This window comes from Paenibacillus lemnae (genome assembly GCF_012933385.1).
GTDB classification, from domain to species: domain Bacteria; phylum Bacillota; class Bacilli; order Paenibacillales; family Paenibacillaceae; genus Paenibacillus_AQ; species Paenibacillus_AQ lemnae.
In genome coordinates, this window is the sequence record NZ_JABBPN010000006.1 from 80,198 (window position 1) to 99,472 (window position 19,275).

Annotated in this window: 20 protein-coding genes; 5 read left to right on the forward strand and 15 right to left on the reverse strand. The window is 45.5% G+C overall.

Translation table 11 applies throughout. The annotated features are described in order from the left end of the window. Positions 1-20: 20 nt before the first annotated feature. The 5 genes from HII30_RS08845 to HII30_RS08865 form a co-directional block, all read right to left on the reverse strand. Complete coding sequence (locus HII30_RS08845) at positions 21-356, reverse strand: hypothetical protein (protein WP_169504660.1); 336 nt, start codon at positions 354-356, stop codon at positions 21-23. 27 nt (positions 357-383) lie between these two features. Further along, positions 384-551, reverse strand: coding sequence for a hypothetical protein (locus HII30_RS08850; RefSeq protein ID WP_169504661.1), 168 nt, complete (start codon positions 549-551; stop codon positions 384-386). 7 nt (positions 552-558) lie between these two features. Continuing rightward, positions 559-1,794 carry a glycosyltransferase family 4 protein gene (locus HII30_RS08855; RefSeq protein WP_169504662.1) on the reverse strand — a complete coding sequence of 412 codons (1,236 nt, stop codon included), beginning with the start codon at positions 1,792-1,794 and terminating at the stop codon, positions 559-561. 9 nt (positions 1,795-1,803) lie between these two features. Continuing rightward, a complete protein-coding gene (locus HII30_RS08860; RefSeq protein ID WP_169504663.1) occupies positions 1,804-2,517 on the reverse strand; it encodes a glycosyltransferase family 2 protein in 714 nt (237 codons plus the stop codon). Positions 2,518-2,708: 191 nt separating this feature from the next. Next, complete coding sequence (locus HII30_RS08865; RefSeq protein ID WP_169504664.1) at positions 2,709-3,635, reverse strand: DMT family transporter; 927 nt, start codon at positions 3,633-3,635, stop codon at positions 2,709-2,711. Positions 3,636-3,702: 67 nt separating this feature from the next. Between HII30_RS08865 and HII30_RS08870 the strand changes: the two genes are divergently transcribed. Then, on the forward strand, positions 3,703-5,061 hold the full coding sequence (locus tag HII30_RS08870; RefSeq protein WP_169504665.1) for a TrkH family potassium uptake protein: 1,359 nt from the start codon (positions 3,703-3,705) through the stop codon (positions 5,059-5,061). An 84-nt stretch (positions 5,062-5,145) separates the two neighbouring features. On the opposite strand, the gene HII30_RS08875 is transcribed toward HII30_RS08870, so the two are convergent. Then, positions 5,146-5,415: a hypothetical protein gene (locus HII30_RS08875; RefSeq protein WP_169504666.1), complete on the reverse strand. Its 270-nt coding sequence runs from the start codon at positions 5,413-5,415 to the stop codon at positions 5,146-5,148. Between the two features lie 149 nt (positions 5,416-5,564). Here HII30_RS08875 and HII30_RS08880 point away from each other — a divergent pair, with 149 nt between their 5' ends. Next, positions 5,565-6,797: an aminopeptidase gene (locus HII30_RS08880; RefSeq protein ID WP_169504667.1), complete on the forward strand. Its 1,233-nt coding sequence runs from the start codon at positions 5,565-5,567 to the stop codon at positions 6,795-6,797. A gap of 121 nt (positions 6,798-6,918) precedes the next feature. Beyond that, positions 6,919-8,148, forward strand: a complete 1,230-nt coding sequence (locus HII30_RS08885) for an aminopeptidase (protein WP_169504668.1) — start codon at positions 6,919-6,921, stop codon at positions 8,146-8,148. A gap of 91 nt (positions 8,149-8,239) precedes the next feature. Here HII30_RS08885 and HII30_RS08890 read toward each other — a convergent pair whose 3' ends face one another. Beyond that, on the reverse strand, positions 8,240-10,111 hold the full coding sequence (locus tag HII30_RS08890) for a sensor histidine kinase (RefSeq protein ID WP_169504669.1): 1,872 nt from the start codon (positions 10,109-10,111) through the stop codon (positions 8,240-8,242). A 260-nt stretch (positions 10,112-10,371) separates the two neighbouring features. Here HII30_RS08890 and HII30_RS08895 point away from each other — a divergent pair, with 260 nt between their 5' ends. Beyond that, a complete protein-coding gene (locus HII30_RS08895; RefSeq protein WP_169504670.1) occupies positions 10,372-10,959 on the forward strand; it encodes a sigma-70 family RNA polymerase sigma factor in 588 nt (195 codons plus the stop codon). Then, positions 10,940-11,782 carry a DUF4367 domain-containing protein gene (locus tag HII30_RS08900; protein ID WP_169504671.1) on the forward strand — a complete coding sequence of 281 codons (843 nt, stop codon included), beginning with the start codon at positions 10,940-10,942 and terminating at the stop codon, positions 11,780-11,782. Before HII30_RS08895 ends, HII30_RS08900 begins: the two co-directional genes overlap by 20 nt. Positions 11,783-11,872: 90 nt before the next feature. On the opposite strand, the gene HII30_RS08905 is transcribed toward HII30_RS08900, so the two are convergent. The 8 genes from HII30_RS08905 to HII30_RS08940 form a co-directional block, all read right to left on the reverse strand. Further along, entirely contained in the window at positions 11,873-12,355 is a 483-nt protein-coding gene (locus HII30_RS08905; RefSeq protein WP_169504672.1) for a hypothetical protein, read from the reverse strand. Between the two features lie 142 nt (positions 12,356-12,497). Next, positions 12,498-13,820, reverse strand: coding sequence for a hemolysin family protein (locus HII30_RS08910; protein ID WP_169504673.1), 1,323 nt, complete (start codon positions 13,818-13,820; stop codon positions 12,498-12,500). A 383-nt stretch (positions 13,821-14,203) separates the two neighbouring features. After that, entirely contained in the window at positions 14,204-14,611 is a 408-nt protein-coding gene (gene gerQ, locus HII30_RS08915; RefSeq protein WP_169504753.1) for a spore coat protein GerQ, read from the reverse strand. 137 nt (positions 14,612-14,748) lie between these two features. Beyond that, the gene (locus tag HII30_RS08920; protein WP_169504674.1) at positions 14,749-15,171 is read right to left on the reverse strand and encodes a cell wall hydrolase; all 423 of its coding nucleotides are present in this window, start codon (positions 15,169-15,171) and stop codon (positions 14,749-14,751) included. Between the two features lie 125 nt (positions 15,172-15,296). Continuing rightward, positions 15,297-16,379 carry a copper resistance D family protein gene (locus HII30_RS08925; RefSeq protein ID WP_169504675.1) on the reverse strand — a complete coding sequence of 361 codons (1,083 nt, stop codon included), beginning with the start codon at positions 16,377-16,379 and terminating at the stop codon, positions 15,297-15,299. 2 nt (positions 16,380-16,381) lie between these two features. Next, positions 16,382-16,990 carry a copper resistance protein CopC gene (locus tag HII30_RS08930; protein WP_169504676.1) on the reverse strand — a complete coding sequence of 203 codons (609 nt, stop codon included), beginning with the start codon at positions 16,988-16,990 and terminating at the stop codon, positions 16,382-16,384. 791 nt (positions 16,991-17,781) lie between these two features. Then, positions 17,782-18,108, reverse strand: a complete 327-nt coding sequence (locus tag HII30_RS08935) for a hypothetical protein (protein WP_211184501.1) — start codon at positions 18,106-18,108, stop codon at positions 17,782-17,784. A 393-nt stretch (positions 18,109-18,501) separates the two neighbouring features. Then, positions 18,502-19,251, reverse strand: a complete 750-nt coding sequence (locus tag HII30_RS08940) for an SDR family NAD(P)-dependent oxidoreductase (protein WP_169504678.1) — start codon at positions 19,249-19,251, stop codon at positions 18,502-18,504. Positions 19,252-19,275: the final 24 nt, after the last annotated feature.

The window sequence follows — 19,275 nt, forward strand, 5'->3', positions numbered from 1 at the left end:
CCGAGAAAGACCTCCCTTCTCTACTCCATCACACTGAAGTGGGAATTGGAGAATACTGCGATCAGATTGCCCTGATCTTTAGCGTATATCGTAATTCCAGTGGTGTGGGAATAATTAATATTCGTGACCAGCAGCAAGCTGAACGTGCGATGATGATTAGTGATTTCAGGGAGTGTTACCGTACTGCCGGGAGCAGCGTGAACTAACCCTAAATAAAACACACCTTCTGGATGGTACCCATGTATCAGTACATCAAATGGTTCGCTGCCGATGTTGCTGATACACAAATCGTTACTTTGAATATATCTGGCGTCAAGCGTTCCATGCTCGACCACGTCCATCCGAAACACCGACATTGAAGGTCCTCCTTTACAGCTGATAAGTCAGCCGATATTGTACACAAGCGGATCAGGGAGCACATAGTCTCTGGGAAGCTGTGACAAGATCCGGTTCCAAATGACGTAATCTACCATCAGATCAGGATTGGACACTTGTACAGCGAACACCCGGTTATACAGATCACTCATCACAATATAGGAATCCGGATTCATGACCCCTTCACCCTTTCAAATGTGATTTTTGGGTTATTGCCTGGTTGTAGATCGCCATGAGACGGTCGATCATCAGGTCCATTGACCAGTAGCTGTTCGCAAAAGCTTGGGCATTTCTGCCGAGCGTCAGCCGGTACTCATCATCATCCAGAAGCAAATATAAATGCTGTGCCACTGAACATGCATCTCCTACACTGCTTACCAAGCCTGTGACGCCATGCTGTACCATCTCCGGCAGCCCTCCGGCATTAGAGACGACGGATGGCAGTCCGGCCAGCTGGGCTTCCATGACAGAATAGGGCTGATTGTCCTGGATACAAGTATGGACAAAGATGTCGGATTCGTTCAGCATCCCTGGAACATCATTACGGGTGCCATGGAAGAACACTTCCTGCTGAAGTGCTAGGCTGACCGTTAATTCCTGGAGGGCATCTCTCATCTCTCCATCTCCTACAATCCAGCAGACCCAGTCGTTTCGCATCTGCTTCAGCATGGATAAAGCGGTCAACAGCACATCAATGCCTTTAACAGCTACCAGACGGGCGGCACAGATGATAACTTTTTTGCCCGCTGGCCTTTTCGTTGGTGTTCCCGCCAGCATCTTCGCATAAAAGGTTCCTGTTTCCATCCCATAAGGAAAGACCGTCACCTGATGATCGGAAACCCCATATTCACCCACCAGCATGTTCTTGCTCCATTGGTTTGCGGCGATCGTTAAATCGGCAGACATTCCGGCCTGGTACTCTACCTCGGGAAAGTACCTCCAGGTCGGTGAGCCGGGTAAAATTCCTTTCTCGGGATGTGAGAGAAAATGATCGTGCATTTCTTTCGCTACAGATCCATGGACATGGGAAATGAGCGGTACATGCTTAGGCTTCACCCGGCCAAGAGATCGGGCTGCAAAAATATCCTGCGTATGAATGATGTCATACTGATCCAGTCCAAAGAAAGCGGCTGACAGCTCCAGACAATACCGCTCAAATTCATAGAACTGGAGAATCTCTTCACTGGTTACCATTGGCGAAGACCCTGCATTAAGTTTGGCGTTCAGCATGGGCAGGAGAAGCTCCTTTGGCAGTTCCTGCCCCCGGTTCACAATATGAAATTTGCCGTAATCCGGACTGTTCCCAAGCAAGTCGACTGTATGGCCCATATAAGTCAGACGGTTTTGCAGCTGCTGCATGAAATTCCAGACGCCTCCGACATGAGGTACCAGCCACATGGTAGCGAGTAAAATTCTCATTGGTTCTCCTCACCCGCCCTGAGCGGCGATATTGGTTAACACGCCGCGGTACATTTTTTTGAGTCTTCCATATTCCCGGTTAATCACCCTGCGATGCTTCATCGTCCCCATTCCGGCGTGATACCGGTACATGGTAAGCGGTTCGTGCAGATAATTAAAACGAGCGCCGTGCATCACCATTTTCACCCACATCTCGAAATCATGCGTATACAGGAGCTTTTCATTAAACAAACCAACCCCTACAAACAAATCCTTCCTGGCCATTACCGTGCAGCCATTAATCGGATTGCTGTATACGAGCTGACGTGCAAGGTCGGATTGACTGGCCATCGGGATGCCATTGGATACTTTTGAAATACGACTGCGAGCGTCGATGGTAGAGAAATCCGTATAGCTGACATCAAGCCCCTGCTCCAGCATGAATGTCACTTGTCTCTCGATCTTGTTCGGGTAGAACAGATCATCCGAGCTGAGCCAGGCGACATACTCACCGGATGCGTGCATGATGCCATGATTCAAAGCCGTGGCGGTTCCTCCGTTTTTTTTGCCCATATAAAAGATCCGGTCTCTAAAGGGATCCAGCAGGTTGGTATGAACTGAGGAGCCGTCGTCCACCACGATAATCTCGATATCCGGATAACTTTGCCCACATGCACTGGTTAATGCCTGCTGAATATAGGGGCAGTTATAAAAGGGTATGACGATCGTAACTTTCGGCGTCATCCGCACTTCCCTCCTTCTGGTGTGAAATCATGCTAATTAAAAATCCGCTGCGGCTTGCGGGTTAGTACACATTATGCGATAAAAGACTATCGGAAACGGCTTCGTGCCCCAGTACATTCATCCATTTACAGCAGAAATAGCCGACCCTTTATACCAGGGACCGGCTATATTTTTATATGATTGGAGGAATGCTAGACTTGAATGTCGGCATCTCCTGCAGAGATGGAAAGAGATCGAGCACGGGACTGCTGCCGCAGAAAAAGCAAAAGCCCACATAAAACGACAGCACCGCCTGTGAACTGCTGGACGTTCATCGCCTCGTCTAATAATAGAAATGCCAGTAAGCTGGCACCTACAGGTTCACCAAGAACACTCATCGAAATGGTTGAGGCGTTCGAGAACGTCATCAGCCAATTAAACAGGAGATGGCCGAATACGGTCGGTACGACAGCCAGGAGAAGAAATATTCCCCATTCTTTCAGGCTGTAGACTGTGAAAGGGATATCAACCAACAGATTGTATACCGCTAAACTTGCCGCAGCGATCACAAATACAAACCAGCTGTAGAGATAAGCATGCATTTTTCTTAGCAGCATTTGACCGAGCAGCATATGAATGGCAACAGCCAGTGTCCCAAGGAAGGACATAACGTCACCGGTTAAAGTACCCTGCTCTCCTTCCTGGATACCGGCACCCATGAGCAGGAAAACCCCAAGGAAAGCAATGGCCATTCCTGCCAAAGCGGCTGCACGTGTCCGTTCTCTAAACAGTATAAAAGCGCCAATCATCACAAAAATGGGCTGCATCGCCAAAATGATCGTCGAGCTCGCTACACTGGTCCAGTTCAGCGAGCCCATCCAGAGTAGAAAATGGACAGCCAGCATGATTCCAGATACAGCTAACAGCATCCACTCTCTTATGGAAATGATTGAGATGCCCCTGCGGTGCTTCCACCCGAAAGGAATCATGATCACTGCCGTTATCAAGAGCCGGTACATTGCTTGGATCGATACGGGTGCATCCGACCATCGTACGAAAATCGAAGAAAATGATATGGCCAAAATACCTACGAATAAAAGAATGGAAACCGGAATGGCGGGCTTGTCCGATTTTGTCATTGTGCCGCCTGCCTTTCATGTTATATTAGTATAAGTTTGTTTGATCATTCTGGTAAGGAGTTTGTTTATGATTTCGAAAAGTAAAGATCGTAAAAAACCGATAAGCCCGCCTAAATTTTTGGCACTCGGATTTTCTGCTATTATTATAGCCGGCACTTTTTTGCTGGAGCTCCCCCTCTCGTCCGCAGATGGGACGCGTACACCGCTAATAGACGCATTTTTCACCGCCGTCTCCGCTATCAGTGTTACGGGACTTGTCGTTGTGGACACTGGAACCCACTGGTCTACATTTGGACAGATTGTGCTGCTCATTCTGTTTCAGTTGGGCGGATTGGGATTTATGACGTCTGCTACCTGGATCGCTTTAATGCTCAACCGCAGAATTTCCCTTCGTGAACGAATGATTCTTCAGGAAGCCATGGGTCAATATCAGATCCAGGGGATTGTCGATTTGATCCGGAAAGTACTGGTCTATGCATTTACGATTGAAGGGATTGGCGCCATGCTGCTTGCGTTCCGCTTCTGGAGGGAAATGCCGTTTGACGAAGCATTATACCTCGGTATTTTTCAAAGTGTATCGATATTTAACAATGCAGGGTTTGATCTCCTAGGCAGTATTCATGGTCCATTTGCAGGGTTTCCTGTATATGGTACAGATCCCTATCTTAACATTGTAAATATAGCGCTTATATTCCTGGGCGGGATCGGCTTTATCGTCATGTTTGACATTATGGAATATCCGAAATGCCGCAAGCTTTCGCTTCACTCCAAAGTTGTTCTGAGCATGACAGGTGCATTAATTGTTATCGGAGCCGTTATGCTTTTTCTGCTGGAGTTTAATCATTCAGCGGCTATGGGTCACCTCTCCCTGCCTCAAAAAATTATGGCGTCCATATTCCAGTCCATCACATCGAGATCCGGCGGCATCAGTACGATCGATATTGAAAGCCTGCAGCAGTCTTCCCAGTTTTTTCTCATTATGCTCATGTTTATCGGTGCGGCTCCCGGGTCTACAGGCGGCGGCATTAAGGTGACAACCTTTGCTATCCTCATCGGTGCAGTTATTGCCATGATTAAAGGCAAACGCGATGTTGTTCTGTTCCGCAACCGTATTTCTCAAGCTGTTGTTTATCGTTCCGTTACATTGACGGTCTTAGCGCTGATCGTGCTGGTAGGCTTCTCCATGTTTCTGGCCGCAACGGAAGACAGCCAGTTCCTCGCCATCCTGTTTGAAGCGGTATCAGCTTTTGGCACCTGCGGGTTATCCATGGGGTTGACGACAGATTTGTCCGAGATTGGAAAAATTACCGTAGCCATCCTCATGTTTCTCGGACGCTTGGGCCCGCTTACCCTTGCTTATGCCTTGAATCGGAGAGGACACAAGGAACTTTACCGTCATCCGGAAGGCCGTATTATTATCGGGTAAGCTGCTGCTATCCTCAGACACAAACCGTCCGCCTTCCCTAAAGAAGACGGACGGTTATTTTACGTATCTTAATGAAATATACGATTAGAATCCTCCTGCTTCAACAGCCGCATCCAGCAGATCATCAAACAGATCTTCGTTTTCCTCAAGCTGGGCATCAATGAGAAGAAACTGTTCTTCCGGACCCGGCTCGTCCGCGAAATGCAGACTGTAATCCCAGTCCTTTCCGTTCTTGCTCAAGAATGTGATCTCATAAGCACCGGTATGTCCTTCTACCTCAAAAATCGTGCTTCCCACGAAACGGCTCTCATCGTCCAGCTGCATGGCCGCACGTTTAATGTTAAACGGGGGCATTCTGTTCTCTCCTTTAACTCTGTAAAAGTATTGCTGCATCCATGTCAGTATATCACTTTTCAGGACCATTCATCATCATTTTTCATCTGGAGTACAATTTAGTATAATGTGGGTGTTAGACATTACATTTTGTATTGGAGGATGCCACAATGTCCGATTTCACAGCTTCTTTGGACAAATATGCGGAATTGGCCGTCAAGGTAGGGGTCAATATTCAAAAGGGGCAGACGCTGGTCGTTCATGCTCCGGTGGAATCCGCCGATTTTACTCGACTGATCGCTGCCAAGGCCTATGATGCGGGTGCACGCCTGGTAAAGATCATTTGGAATGATGAAACATTAACTCGACTTCAATATGAGAAGGCTTCAGATGATGTGTTTACCGAAAAACCGAAATGGTTCGCAGGTGAAATGATTGAGCTGGTAGAAAACGGTGCTGCGGTGCTTCATGTGCTGGCGGAAAACCCCGATCTTCTGAAGGGTATTGATCCTGAACGAATCGCTAACTTTTACAAAACCCGCGGTGAAGCGATGAAGCCATATCGGGCTTATCAGCAGGCTGACAAATTCAGCTGGTGCCTGATTGCTGTACCTTCCCCTGCATGGGCTGCCAAAGTATTCCCGGATGCACCGGAATCCGAACAGATGGATAAGCTGTGGGAGGCGATCTTCCATACCGTACGTGTAGATCAGCAAGATCCTGTTGCAGCTTGGTCGGCTCATCTGGAAGTTCTGGACAACAAATCGAAAGTGCTGAATGCCAAGCAGTATAAGGCACTGCATTACATAGCTCCAGGCACAGACTTGACGATACAGCTTCCAGACGGACACATCTGGGCACAGGGCGACAGCATCAATGAGCAGGGACATGCCTTTGTAGCCAATATGCCGACCGAAGAAGTGTTCACCGCGCCCCTGAAAACAGGTGTGAATGGTACGGTTCGCAGCACCAAGCCGCTCAGCTATGCAGGAAATATTGTAGATAACTTCTCCCTCACTTTTGAGAACGGAAAGGTTGTCAGCTTTACTGCAGAAGAAGGTTATGAGACGCTGGAGCGGCTTCTGAATATGGATGAAGGTGCACGTTATCTTGGAGAAGTTGCGCTCGTACCGCATCAGTCCCCGATTTCCGAATCGAATATTCTGTATTTCAACACACTGTTTGATGAGAACGCCTCAAATCATCTTGCGATCGGCAGTGCCTATGCGTTCTGTCTGCAGGGTGGTAAGGAAATGTCACAGGATCAGCTTGCAGAGCACGGTTTGAACACGAGTGTTACGCATGTTGACTTTATGGTCGGGTCTGCAGATATGGACATTAATGGTATTACGGCAGACGGCAAGGAAGAGCCTGTATTTCGCAACGGTAACTGGGCATTTTAATCACAGCAGCCGGCTTTACGAGGAAGCCGGCTGCTCCCTATATCAATGCAGGCAGCTTTCACCTATTAATTAACCCATGGTAAATAATAGACATTTATATTTCGATCGATGGAGGGTATTTATGCTGAGTTTTGAACAAAAATTGGAACGTTATGCCGATCTTGCTGTGAGAGTGGGATCCAATGTACAGCCAGGTCAGATTCTTGTTGTGAATGCGATGATTGATTCCGCGCAGCTGGTCCGCCTGGTCGTTAAGAAGGCTTATGAAGCAGGCGCGAAGCATGTCAAGGTCAATTACAATGATGAGCAGGTTAATCGGATCCGTTTCGATCTGGCACCGGACGAGGATTTTCTGACTCCTCCAACCTACTATGCTCAAGAGATGACCGAACTTGCTGAAAACGGTGCAGCTTTTATGACGATACTCTCCTCCAACCCTGATTTATTGAAGGGTGTGCAGCCAGAGCGTATCTCAAACCATCAGCGTACGTTCGGTGCAGCGATGGCCAAATACCGCCAGTATCAGCAGGCAGACAAGATGAGCTGGACCGGTGTGGCCTTCCCGTCCCCGGATTGGGCAGCCAAGGTGTTCCCGGACGCACCGCAGGATCAACAGGTAGGTCTGTTATGGGATGCTATATTCAAAGCGGTGAGGGCAGATCAGGAGGATCCCATCGCCGCCTGGGAGGAGCATATTCAGACTCTGCAGCACAAATCAGATGAACTTAACCAGAAAAAATATCACAAGCTTCACTTTATAGCTGAAGGTACGGATCTGGTCATTGAGCTTCCAAAAGGTCATATTTGGGCACAGGCTGGCAGCCTGAACGAGAAAGGTGACCGATTTGTCGCCAACATTCCAACCGAAGAAGTGTTTACAGCCCCGCTAAAAAGCGGTGTGAACGGTACGGTCCGCAGTACTAAACCATTAAGCTATGGCGGTAATCTCATCAACAACTTTTCCCTTACGTTCAAGGATGGACGGATCACGGATTACACCGCTGAGGAAGGTCAGGATACCCTGCAGCGGCTTATAGAGATGGATGAAGGTTCTCATTACTTGGGTGAAGTGGCGCTGGTACCTTTTGATTCTCCGATTTCTAAAAGCGGGATTTTATACTATACGACATTGTTCGATGAGAACGCATCCTGCCATCTGGCGATCGGCAGTGCTTATGCCTTTAATCTTGAGGGCGGAAAAACAATGTCAGCCGAAGGTCTGGCTGCAGGCGGCCTGAACACAAGCATTACCCATGTGGATTTTATGATGGGCTCTAAAGATCTCAATATCACAGGAATTACTAACGATGGTAAAGAGGAACCTATTTTCATCAAAGGAAACTGGGCTTAAATCATTTCACAGATTTATGTGTAAAGAGGTGTCTGCGATCGTATGATCATAGACACCTCTTTCTATTATTCTGCCCATAGCAGACTGTATATTAAGATGCAGCCTTTTCCATCTGAACACGGAAGGCAAAGCGGGCCCCTCGTTCCTTACGCGGTTCCAGCCATATTTCCCCTTCCATCATCTCTACTAATTTATTGCATATGGCAAGCCCAAGACCTGTCCCCTCATATCTGCGCTGACCACTTCCCCCATTGTTCAGCTGAGAGAATGGTTTGAACAGGTTGTCCGCTTTCTTCGGGTCAATGCCAATGCCCGTATCGGTAACGGTAAATTCAAGCATATAGCGGCCAGCAGTCTCTCCGGCAATCCGAACCTCCAGAGAAACCGAGCCCTGCTCTGTAAATTTCAGCGCATTGCCGATCAGATTAACGAGGATCTGCCGCAGCCTCATGGGATCCCCAAGGATCAGCTCCGGGATCTCCTGATCCAGACTGTACTTGACAACAATATCTTTATCTCTCGAGATAATCTCGAATAAGTCAAAACACTCCTCTATCAGCTGCCGGATACTGAATATTTCATTGACCAGCGTCACTTTACCGGCTTCCATTTTAGATAGATCAAGAATATCATTGATGACGGTTAACAGTGCATGACTGCTCTTGGCTTGCAGCTCAAGCAGTTCTTTGCGGTCCTCATCCTCTTCCCCGTCCGAGAGCAGCTCATTAATTCCGATAATACCGTTCAGCGGAGTCCGGAGTTCATGACTCATTGTTGCCAGAAATTCACTCTTAATGTTGGCTGCACTTTCTGCCGCTTCCTTGGCGGCCATTAATTCCTGCTCGAACAGACGCTTGTGGGTAACGTCTTTGGTGATGATATAGGATAAATGGTGTCCCGGATTTTCAAGTGGAAATACGGTCGCGCTATGAACTACCATACTTCCATCCTGGTGTTTTAAGCGAACCTCGACCTGCCTGGGGCTGCCTCCCGCAGCTTGACGGACCGCAGCCATCATAATAAGAAAGTCTCTCCGCTTCCAGAACAGGGCGTCCAGATCTGCGGAAAGCAGTTCTTCAGCCGTATATCCTGTGGTGGCCAGTACGGCTGGATTTGCGCTTAATATTTTACGTTGAAGGTGATCAATACAAATGACCAGGTCCGGATTATGCTCAAACAAGGTCATATATCGTCTCTCATTAAACTTGGCATGCGAAAGCACCTTTTTACGGTCAAGATAAAGTCCGGTCAAGATTAAGAAAACGAGTATAATTGCTGCACCGCTCACCATCACAGACAACACTGTAGTGTCTAAATGACGTTCAGCGATAATGCCGGATTTTTGTTTGACCGATGTGAACATCGTTCCAGCCATAGCTGTGTAATGCATAGCCGATACGGCGATGCCGAGGCATACAGCACCTGATACTTTTTTGAAGGTTATTTTACGGAACTGGTCGCGGGGTGATCGGTACATGCCCAGGTATAAACCGGTAAATACAGCAGCCATCGTGATAATGACGGAAAGCAGCATATACATAAGATTTTGCTGATAGATTAGAGGTGATTGGATAGCCAGCATACCCGCATAATGCATCGAAACAATGGCCATGGAGATAAGCAGACCACTCAGAATAAAACGCATTTTGGAAATGATATGATCACTAAACATCAGGCGTACCGCGAAAAAAGAAGCCATCACAGGCAGAAGAAATGAAACGGTAAACATCACCGGTTCGTAATTCACAGAATAACCCAGATTCAGGGAGAGCATACCTGTAAAGTGCATCCCCCATATTCCTGCACCCAATATCAGTGAAATCAGAAATATGTACAACAACGATTGTTTTTGTTGAATGATGACCCAATCGATTAAATCTAATGCAAGATAAGCAGCAATCACGGCTATTGAAACAGAAAGAACAACGGTCCATTCATTGTATCCGTTCATCATGTCATGCATCAGAAGACGCTCCTGTCATAGTGATCTCCACCCTGCTATCCTCATTAAAGAGTATGATTTACAAAAAAGCAACCCTGTCGACATAACCAGACAGTTCACGATAATCGGACTAAAGTCCTGCTTGTTGGGCACCTAGTTTTAAGGTTTATGATCAATATAACTTTGTTTAATTAATGAGTGATTAATAGACGTTGTTTAATGAAATAAGTTAATATATAAAATAGACTAGCAAAGAGATACACCGGAGAGGAGATTGTCGTGTGTCTAATCGTTTACAACTGCTTCTGGCAGCAGATTTTGAGAATATTAACGAATCTCTACAGGAAGAGATATATTATGAGTTTTATGATCTCGTTTATGGACAGATCATGTATATCATGAGAGATCATGCGGCAGCAGAGGATATTATACAAGATGCCTTCCTCAAAGTGATCACGAGTAAGCCTGAATTTGACAGTGAAGGTAAGCTGAAAGCCTGGCTTCGGGTGGTCACTAAAAATTCCACCATGAATTTTTTAAGAAAAAATAAAAAATACCGTAACCAAGTCGATGTTGACCGTGTTTTTATAAGTGAAGAGGAATTGGTCCCATCTTCTACAAATGTAGAACACCAAGTCGAGTCCAAATTAATGGAGGAGTCCATTACAGGCTATTTGGCTGAAATGAGACCAGAGTACCGGCTTCTGATCGAATACCGCTGGAAACACGGATTATCATACAAAGAAATAGCAGACCTGCTGGACACGAAGGAAGAGATTGTGAAACAGCGGCTGTATCGCGCCAGGGAATCCGTGAAGAAAAAGCTACAGAGGGAATGGGGTGTACTAGATGAGCAACGAAAAATTTGACGAGAGGTTTGATCAAGCTTTTGAAGAAGCTTTTGATGCAGCTGCATCAAAAGTTGATTCTCCCTACCCTGCTCCTGATACTAAACAGCAGTCCTGGCAAAAGATTAAACAGCAGCTGGATCACAAGAAGAAACGCAGGAAGCGCAAACAGCACTATCAAATTGCTGGAGTGATTGCAGCATCTGTGGTTGGTGGTGCGGTTATCTTCTCGCCACCTGCCATGACACAGGCTATATCCCCGATTTACCAGCAAGTCAAGGATTTTGGAGATGGAATCTTGCAGGTCGTATCCGGACGTGACGAGCCTAAACAAGAGGATTACTCACGTGCCAAGACACCTCCTCCTCCTGGATATTTTGATGATGATCCGGAAGCGGAGATGCATGGTTACAAAGAGAATAGCGCTGTTGCTGAGTCAAACTCCGCAGATTACGACTTTACGCTGGAAGAAGTCAAACAGCAGGCGACCTTTGTTTTACCTGAATTTAAGTATATTCCTGAAGGATTTGAGTTCGATGATATCCGAGTTACGGAGCTAAAAAGAACGGATCCTATTAATTGGGTAACCACACTCTATTTAAACGATAAGGGTCAATCTTTGACTTTCTCGATTCATAACCTGGCCGATGGCAGGAAGGTCACTGTAGGCGTGTTAGGGGAGTTAAGCGAGATAACGTTAAAATCTGGTGACAAGGGCCAGTTCATGGAACTGTCTAATGGTCATAACAACGTAGACTTTATTCACGACAATCTTCGAATTATTATTTCTGGACCGTTTGGTAAAGACGAACTCTTGAAGATTGCTAACAGTATGGAACAGTAGGTTTCTGTTAGAAGTGTATACTGTATCGAAACAAACAGGCGCTGCCACGGTGAGCACGCCTGTTTGGTTTATCCTATTTTATTAGTTCCATTATCTTAAAATCGTTTCTGTATATGCGGTTCTCTCTTCGTTAATTGTTCCTTTCTTGATCCAGTGAACCGTTCTGCCTCTGTAATAATAGCCGGTTAATGCACTGAATTGTTTGTTCCCACTATAAATTTGCGAGTTATTAACTTGTCCAGCATCAGTGCCATTGTCAACCCAGGCTGACCCATTCCAGCGCTGCAGTGTGTAATTTACACCCAGAGAATCGACAATGCTGTTCGCATTTGTAGACGCAGAGATGGTAAACTGAATCGTACCATTCTTGAATAATGAAGATTCAATAGCAGCTAAATACACATTCGACTGATTCACCGACATGGTGTTGTATTCAACAGGCGGGGGTGGTGTAAGGGCTCCAGGCTCCATGAAAGGTTCATGGGTCGAAGAATCAGCTGAAGCCGCGGTCGCTAATGCCAAGCTGAGCATCAAGCTTGTGATAAATGCAGCTCCGATTTTGGTGCGTCTCATTACTTTGGACATAATATCACCTTTTCCCTTATAATAAATACCATCCATATATTAACATGTCGAGTGATGATGTTCATTGCATTTTTTTCCAGTTTCAATCGTAAAAAAACCAGCGGATGATCCGCTGGTTTCTTAAATACCGTTATGAAGCACCAGCCTCCAGCAGTTCAGAAGAATGGTGACGTATCAGATGAATGCGTGAAATACGCATATGCTCGCTTTCCTCAACAACAAACAAATACCCTTCATAATCATAGGAAAGCCCTTTGTGAGGCACTACAGCCTCTAAGCGTGCAGAAAGCCATCCGCCAATCGTGTCATAATCCTCTGTATCTACTTGCAGACCGAAACGGTCGTTTAATTCTTCAATCAACATCAGGCCGTCGATGGAATACTCATCTTCAGAGACCATTTCGATAACCTGACGTTCTTCATCAAATTCATCCTGAATCTCCCCGACGATTTCCTCCATGATATCCTCTAGTGTGACCAGACCCGAAGTTCCACCATATTCGTCAATCAGGATGGCAATCTGGGTTTTACTGCGCTGCATTCGTTTCAGAAGTTCACTAATCTTAATCGACTCCGGTACCGCAATGATGGGACGGATCAGTGATAGCTGATCACCGACATGCCCCCGCATGAGATCCTTGATATGGACAAAACCTGAGATATGATCTTTATCCTCATCACAAATCGGGTAACGTGTCCTCATGTTGTCCAGTGCGATATCCAGATTCTCTTCCATCGACAGATTGGAGTACAGGCAGATCATATCGGTCCGCGGTATCATAATTTCCCGTGCTGTCGTGTCAGCAAACTCGAAAATATTATCCACGAGCGCAAGCTCCGTATCATTTATTAATCCAACCTCACTGCTCTCTTTCATCAGATCAAGAATTTCCTCTTCGGTGTGCACAGATCCTTTCTCCACAACCGGTGTCATTCGGAAAATCCGGAGAATCAGATTGGATACCCCATTGACCAGCCATATGACCGGAAATGTCAGCGTATGAAACCATTTCACCACCCATACGGTGGAAAGGGTCATACGTTCTGCTTTGCGCACAGCTACCGTTTTGGGAGCCAGCTCTCCGAAAATCATGTGCATCGTGACGATCAAGGCAAACGCCAAAATAATCGCTACCGCATGAAGTGCCGCATCACTCCATCCCAAATTGGAAAACCACGGCGCGAACATGTTCGCGATCGCCCTTTCACCCAAAAAGCCCAATGCAAGTGTAGAACATGTAATTCCCAGCTGGCATGCGGACAAATATGGATCCAGATTGCGTAAAATCATTTGAGCCTGCATGGCACTGCGATTTCCTTCTTCCGCCAAGGCATCGATCCGGCTGCCTTTCACCTTCAACAATGCAATTTCAGCAGTGACAAAAAATCCGTTAATAAACACCAGAACCAGTACTAAAGATATACCTAACAGACTCGGTAAGGGGTCACTCAATATTTCTCCTATCCGCCGCATTAATTCTCAGGGCGAATAGGAACACCTCCTTCGGTTATTAAAAATGTTTGAAGCCAACAGGTCACTCAGCGTCTTCGTATTCAGCATCAACTTCCCAATGGACTCATCTCCTTGTCTTATTAACGTAGTGAAGCTATACCATTAATTATATAGTTATACACTACACAGTCAAACCTGCTGATATGCCATGAATCTGTGATGTTACAAGCTATATTTAGCAAAACATGACTTTCTCTCCCTCATTCATCGAATCATGCTGTATCGGGAGTTTGTTCCATTGGTCCCATTATCGAAAAAAAACGTCAGATCAACAGCCTGAAGGCTGTCGGTCTGACGCTCTAGAGCATTTCTGGTGATTGGCGTTACCGCCCACCTTGTGACGGATTTCCGATGACACCTGGATATTGATACGTAAGCGGCTCATCAAATACGACATAATCCAGGTTTACCATGAGGAGAATAATTCTGCGGCCCGTCTGACGCTCGGAGATGATAATGTGATCCCGTCCCGCTGCCTCAATGACTCCTGAGAAAATTTTAGCATTCCACTGGGAGTTGTTCTCATATGTCATATAAAACGTGGCCGGTTTCCCTAAATTCAGACGAAGAATATTTTCGATATAAGACTGTTCAAATTGCGGGGCAGGCATCACTTTGCCGGTAGGAGAAATAGGTGCTCCGCTCATCACTTGAGGAGGTACATTCGCGCTGTATCCTGCTCCTCCCATGTTCTGCTGAGGGACATTAGCGGTATATCCTCCGTTATTCATATTCTGACCGGTATATCCAGAAGCGCTGCGGCTGGGAACTTGCTGCTGCAGACCAGGATATCCATTCCCGATCGCTCCATTGGTTGATCCGCCAAAATTAAACATAAGTATTTTCCTCCTTCATTATAAACAAATCTTTAGTATACATTTGGACAATCTGCCGACGTTGGTCTGAAGAAGCAGTGAGCTTTAAACCTCCCTGTATTCTCCTGGTTAAACCAAGTAGGAGGGCAATCACCTACTGGACGGAAAAACCAGAGCGCATTGTTCGCAGGCCACGTCCGTTCTCCGCCAATCGTTCGTCTAGCTAATCTGCGGTCACGTTCCCGTGCTCTTTGATAAAAATATCCCTTTTGTGTCGCTTCAAATCCACCCGGACTTTGAAACACCATATCATTCATATTCCGGATGTTTTTGAAATCGAGACAATTGGATAAAATACGGTTCACGCCCACATTTCCAACCATCAGCATCCCCTGCTCGCCTTCGCCTTCAGCTTCAGCACGCAGCAATCTTGCAAGCAAGTCGACATCCGCAGCATTCGCTTTAATGACAGCCACAGCTCTCCTCCTCCCGCACTTCAATTTCACACATCGTATGATATGTGCATTCGCCTATAAAAGTGACACCAAAACGCAAAAAAAGCAGCATGCTGTCCCAAAGGGTCAGCATGCTGCTGGATGAACTACATAACGGAGAGCATGATACCGGAGTACAATGCGGCTGCCCCTGCCAAAGCGAACAGTAATGCCATAACTGCACTTTTTCTTTTTTTATATGTCACAATGATTCCAATAAACAACCCGACCGCAGTCAGCATAAGCAGCGTTCCTGTCACACTGAATTGAAATGCAATCTGGCCTCCGTTGTAATCGGGGTGAAATAACGTGAAGATTGAGGCCGCATTGGAGGCTTCCAGACGCTCAGGAAACGCATGCAGCGCAGGCTGTTGATTTAAATAGCCTGTTACAACATAAATCATAAATAAGAGCAGTGCTTCGCATTTGGCCCAGAGACGCGGCTGAAACCCGGGCCGGTAATCCAGCATTTTTCTCACAAGAGGTCCATTAATGAACGCGAATAACAGCACAGGAATGACCAGAATATGCTTGATCAGCAGCGCTTGTCCATAAGGTATAATCCAGCTTTGTACAGGCTGAGGTGCAACGCCGGTCATTAACAGAATGCCGGAGCCCAGCACAATCACAACGCAGATGACTGCAAAAGGATGGAACCACTTTAGAAACGAACGCCAGCTGTCTCTTTGGTTATTGTAGCTGCTAAATCCTGCCAGCAGAAGTGTGCCTGTCCATGCAGCCATCGATGTCATATGCGCAAAATGGAACACCTGTCCTTTCCAGCCCATCAAGGATGCGGCATGGTTGGATGATGCCATCGCTGCTGCTGTGGCCAATACTAACACCGGCAGGAGAAAACGGAGGGCAGATGCAGGCTTTCTAATGACTATCCTTGAAATGACGGCCATCAATAAAGCCAGCATCACCATCCATATATACCGCTTCCCTTCATCAAAGGAGAACATTACAAACTCGAAAGACGCGTACAATCCCAGGTCATTTTTAAAGAATAATATGATCTGAAGAAGAGGAATGAATCCGCCGATGATGATAAGCAGCGCAGCAAGAGGCCCGATCCAGAGTGGCAATGTGATTTCCGGCCTCCGATGCTTCGGCAGCAGACTAAGTACGGACAATCCGGCAAGTGTGGCATAACCAAGATATAGAAACGGTTCACTTATCCAGTACATCGTTATCGTTTGCTGCGAGATTGTCTCAAGATAATCAATGCGCCTGCAGCTGCAATGACAATAATGACCACAACCCAGAGCATAACTCCAGAGCCGTTGTTGTTATCCTCGGATGAAGTTTGTGGTTGTTGTTCGGGTTCAGCATTTGGTTCCGGTTCAGGGGCTGCTGGTGTATCCGCATTCTCTTCGTTTGCTGTAGGGGCCTCCTCTGATGTATTCTCTTCTGGAGCAGCCGGAGTTTCAGGTGCCTCTACGGCAAATGTGTACGTGCCCGATACAGGATGTGAATCACCACTGACGATTTTCCATTCCACTTCGTACGTACCGGAATCAAGCGGCTTGTCAAATACGGCTTTTAACTGATCTTCTTCGACTGTAATTTCTGGCTTACCCGCAGATTGTCCATCTGTGCCTGAAATAATCAAGGTACTAAGCGTGGGATCTATCTTCTCATTAAACGTAAGCAGCAGTTCCGTTACATTCTCTGTTGTTGTCGTTTCCGCAGAGGGGGATGCTGTGACCAGTTTTGAGTGTGCCAAAGCTCCTGACGGAAAGGACACGATGAGAAGCACAGCAATGAACATAGAGATAAATGTAGTTGATTTAGACACAAAAGCTCCTCCTTATATATTCCTCATTTCATCCTCCCCATGATAACAAACACGATCTGACAAAGCTAATGAGAGTTTTGTGAAATTTGTTTATGAACTATCACTAGTTTACATATTATATGTTATGAGAAAATTATAAAAACCCGGATGCATCATATATTGAAGATGCATCCGGGTTTACGCTTTCATTAAGAAACTATTTAATTTTATTAAACTAATCAATTTCTACAATACAGCTAAATCAAATAATCCTAACGATATTTGCAATAATGCATGCTATCGTGAATAATGAGTAATGGCCGTTATTTTGGACTGGTCCGGCATAAATAAATATTCATGAGTTGTTCTAACGCTATATAGAATGAAGATAAAAGTTACCGTTCTTGGTGGCTGCGATGGCAAGTGTTCTTACAACCGCTGTTGCCTCCAAATTGCTTGGAATTATACTTTATGGTGGCATTTTGGAGACAAAGGCGGACGCTGACGCTTCTCCAGAATCACTTGTCACCTCCGCTTAAGAAGGGTTAACTTTAATTCATCTTATATATTTATTCACATCATGCTATTGGCTATTCTTAAATACCTTTAGTTTATTAAACAGGACTGGAGCCAATATAAGCAAAATTCCGACAGCTAAAAAAATAGAACCGTATAGCTTTAGAGAAGAATTCTCTGCCGGTATTATCATACCTATCTTATAAATAGACTCTCCTCTAGCAGAAACCGTAAGTATCTCAAACCCTTTATAACAAATAAACACACCTATCACTAAAAATATGGAAGACAATACTTTATTCTTCACTTTTACTCACCACCCCTCTTATTATAATTATTACCATATAAAGCTTTGGAATCCAATAAAAAAGAATCTCATTACAGAAATTCTTTCTTACTAATTTAGCTTTCATAAACATTACCTGCTCAATCTGTTGAATAAGCTGGTTTAATAACAGTAAGTTTGATACGATAATCGCTTCCCTCAAAGATTTTTTGGAAAACTTCTTAATACCAATCACTTTGAATTTTTTGAGCTTGTTTCCCATAACTACACCTGGAACACTCCAATCCCTCCATTCATTCCAAACAGCTACTATTAAATATTCCATTGAATCTTCCACTATTTTTCTAACCTTAAAAGATGGGCTTTTGGTCCTCTTTATTTGTTATTACTGTAACCAAGCTTAGCGCTTATCAGCAGGAATGAAACCCTCGTTCATCGCTTATTCCTGCATCTATTCCAGAGCTTCACTTTGAATGATTTTTCTGATGAGGGTAAATCCGCAGTCTAATCGGAACAGGATACTTCACGAAGACGTTTGATTAAGTCCTTAATAGTTGGGATTCATTCTACGATCCTGGCGATTTATGAATAGACCGACGTGGGAGGTTCTCCTTTTTCTATGCTTAAAAACTCAGACAGATCAAGGCTTGGGAATCATAAAACTGATTTACTCATTAATGCTATTAAATATTAATGCCATTAATGATTAATAGGGTATCCAACATTTATTTTAAGGCTCATAGATCATTTTTCGGGTCATTCCGCCATCAACGACAAGATGTGATCCGGTTACAAAAGAATTCTCAGGGTCTGTCAAATAAAAGCAGGCTTTGACGATATCCTGCGGGACGCCTACTCTCCTTGAGGGGTGCTGTTCATGGTCAATTTGTCTAAGCTTGTCGTATGCCCCTGTCTCGATCCAGCCGGGACTGATACAGTTAACCCGAATTCGATCCGGTCCCAGGCTGATCGCTAATGCATGTGTCAATGCAACGAGGGCTCCTTTGGAAGCGGCATATGCTTCTGAATTTGGCTCTGACATTACGGAACGAGTTGAAGATATCTGTACGATGGATCCGCCGGATTCCTGTTTTTTCATATGCTTGGCTGCTTCACGGGAGAGAAGGAAACTGCTCCGCACATTCGTGTTTAACACATCATCCCATTCTTCAATCGTCAAATCATAAGGAGATTTCCACCGTGATACGCCGGCATTATTAATGACGATATTGATGCCTCCAGCAGACTCTGCTGCAAAATCCACCAGTCGTATTACATCTTCTTCTTTTCTCACATCACAGGGTATAAAGTCAGCCAATCTTCCTTGATCTTTCAATTTTTGTTCCAGTTTGCGGCCTTCGTCTTCCTGTACGTCTGCCAGTATGACATGGGCACCTGCTTCAGCATAAGATTCCGCCACTCCTCTTCCAATCCCCCTGGATGCCCCTGTGATGATGACAGTCTGATTGTTAAAGTTCATGCTGTTCCTCCTTGTTTACTTCCA

What these genes read in the sequence shown, in the direction of transcription:
- HII30_RS08925 (WP_169504675.1), bottom strand. Translation starts at nt 16,379, where the DNA reads ATGTACTGGATAAGTGAACCGTTTCTATATCTTGGTTATGCCACACTT.
- HII30_RS08940 (WP_169504678.1), bottom strand. Translation starts at nt 19,251, where the DNA reads ATGAACTTTAACAATCAGACTGTCATCATCACAGGGGCATCCAGGGGG.
- HII30_RS08880 (WP_169504667.1), top strand. Translation starts at nt 5,565, where the DNA reads ATGTCCGATTTCACAGCTTCTTTGGACAAATATGCGGAATTGGCCGTC.
- HII30_RS08900 (WP_169504671.1), top strand. Translation starts at nt 10,940, where the DNA reads ATGAGCAACGAAAAATTTGACGAGAGGTTTGATCAAGCTTTTGAAGAA.
- HII30_RS08875 (WP_169504666.1), bottom strand. Translation starts at nt 5,415, where the DNA reads ATGCCCCCGTTTAACATTAAACGTGCGGCCATGCAGCTGGACGATGAG.
- HII30_RS08870 (WP_169504665.1), top strand. Translation starts at nt 3,703, where the DNA reads ATGATTTCGAAAAGTAAAGATCGTAAAAAACCGATAAGCCCGCCTAAA.
- HII30_RS08860 (WP_169504663.1), bottom strand. Translation starts at nt 2,517, where the DNA reads ATGACGCCGAAAGTTACGATCGTCATACCCTTTTATAACTGCCCCTAT.
- HII30_RS08885 (WP_169504668.1), top strand. Translation starts at nt 6,919, where the DNA reads ATGCTGAGTTTTGAACAAAAATTGGAACGTTATGCCGATCTTGCTGTG.
- HII30_RS08850 (WP_169504661.1), bottom strand. Translation starts at nt 551, where the DNA reads ATGAATCCGGATTCCTATATTGTGATGAGTGATCTGTATAACCGGGTG.
- HII30_RS08855 (WP_169504662.1), bottom strand. Translation starts at nt 1,794, where the DNA reads ATGAGAATTTTACTCGCTACCATGTGGCTGGTACCTCATGTCGGAGGC.
- HII30_RS08865 (WP_169504664.1), bottom strand. Translation starts at nt 3,635, where the DNA reads ATGACAAAATCGGACAAGCCCGCCATTCCGGTTTCCATTCTTTTATTC.
- HII30_RS08905 (WP_169504672.1), bottom strand. Translation starts at nt 12,355, where the DNA reads ATGAGACGCACCAAAATCGGAGCTGCATTTATCACAAGCTTGATGCTC.
- HII30_RS08845 (WP_169504660.1), bottom strand. Translation starts at nt 356, where the DNA reads ATGTCGGTGTTTCGGATGGACGTGGTCGAGCATGGAACGCTTGACGCC.
- HII30_RS08890 (WP_169504669.1), bottom strand. Translation starts at nt 10,111, where the DNA reads ATGCATGACATGATGAACGGATACAATGAATGGACCGTTGTTCTTTCT.
- gerQ (WP_169504753.1), bottom strand. Translation starts at nt 14,611, where the DNA reads ATGAATAACGGAGGATATACCGCTAATGTCCCTCAGCAGAACATGGGA.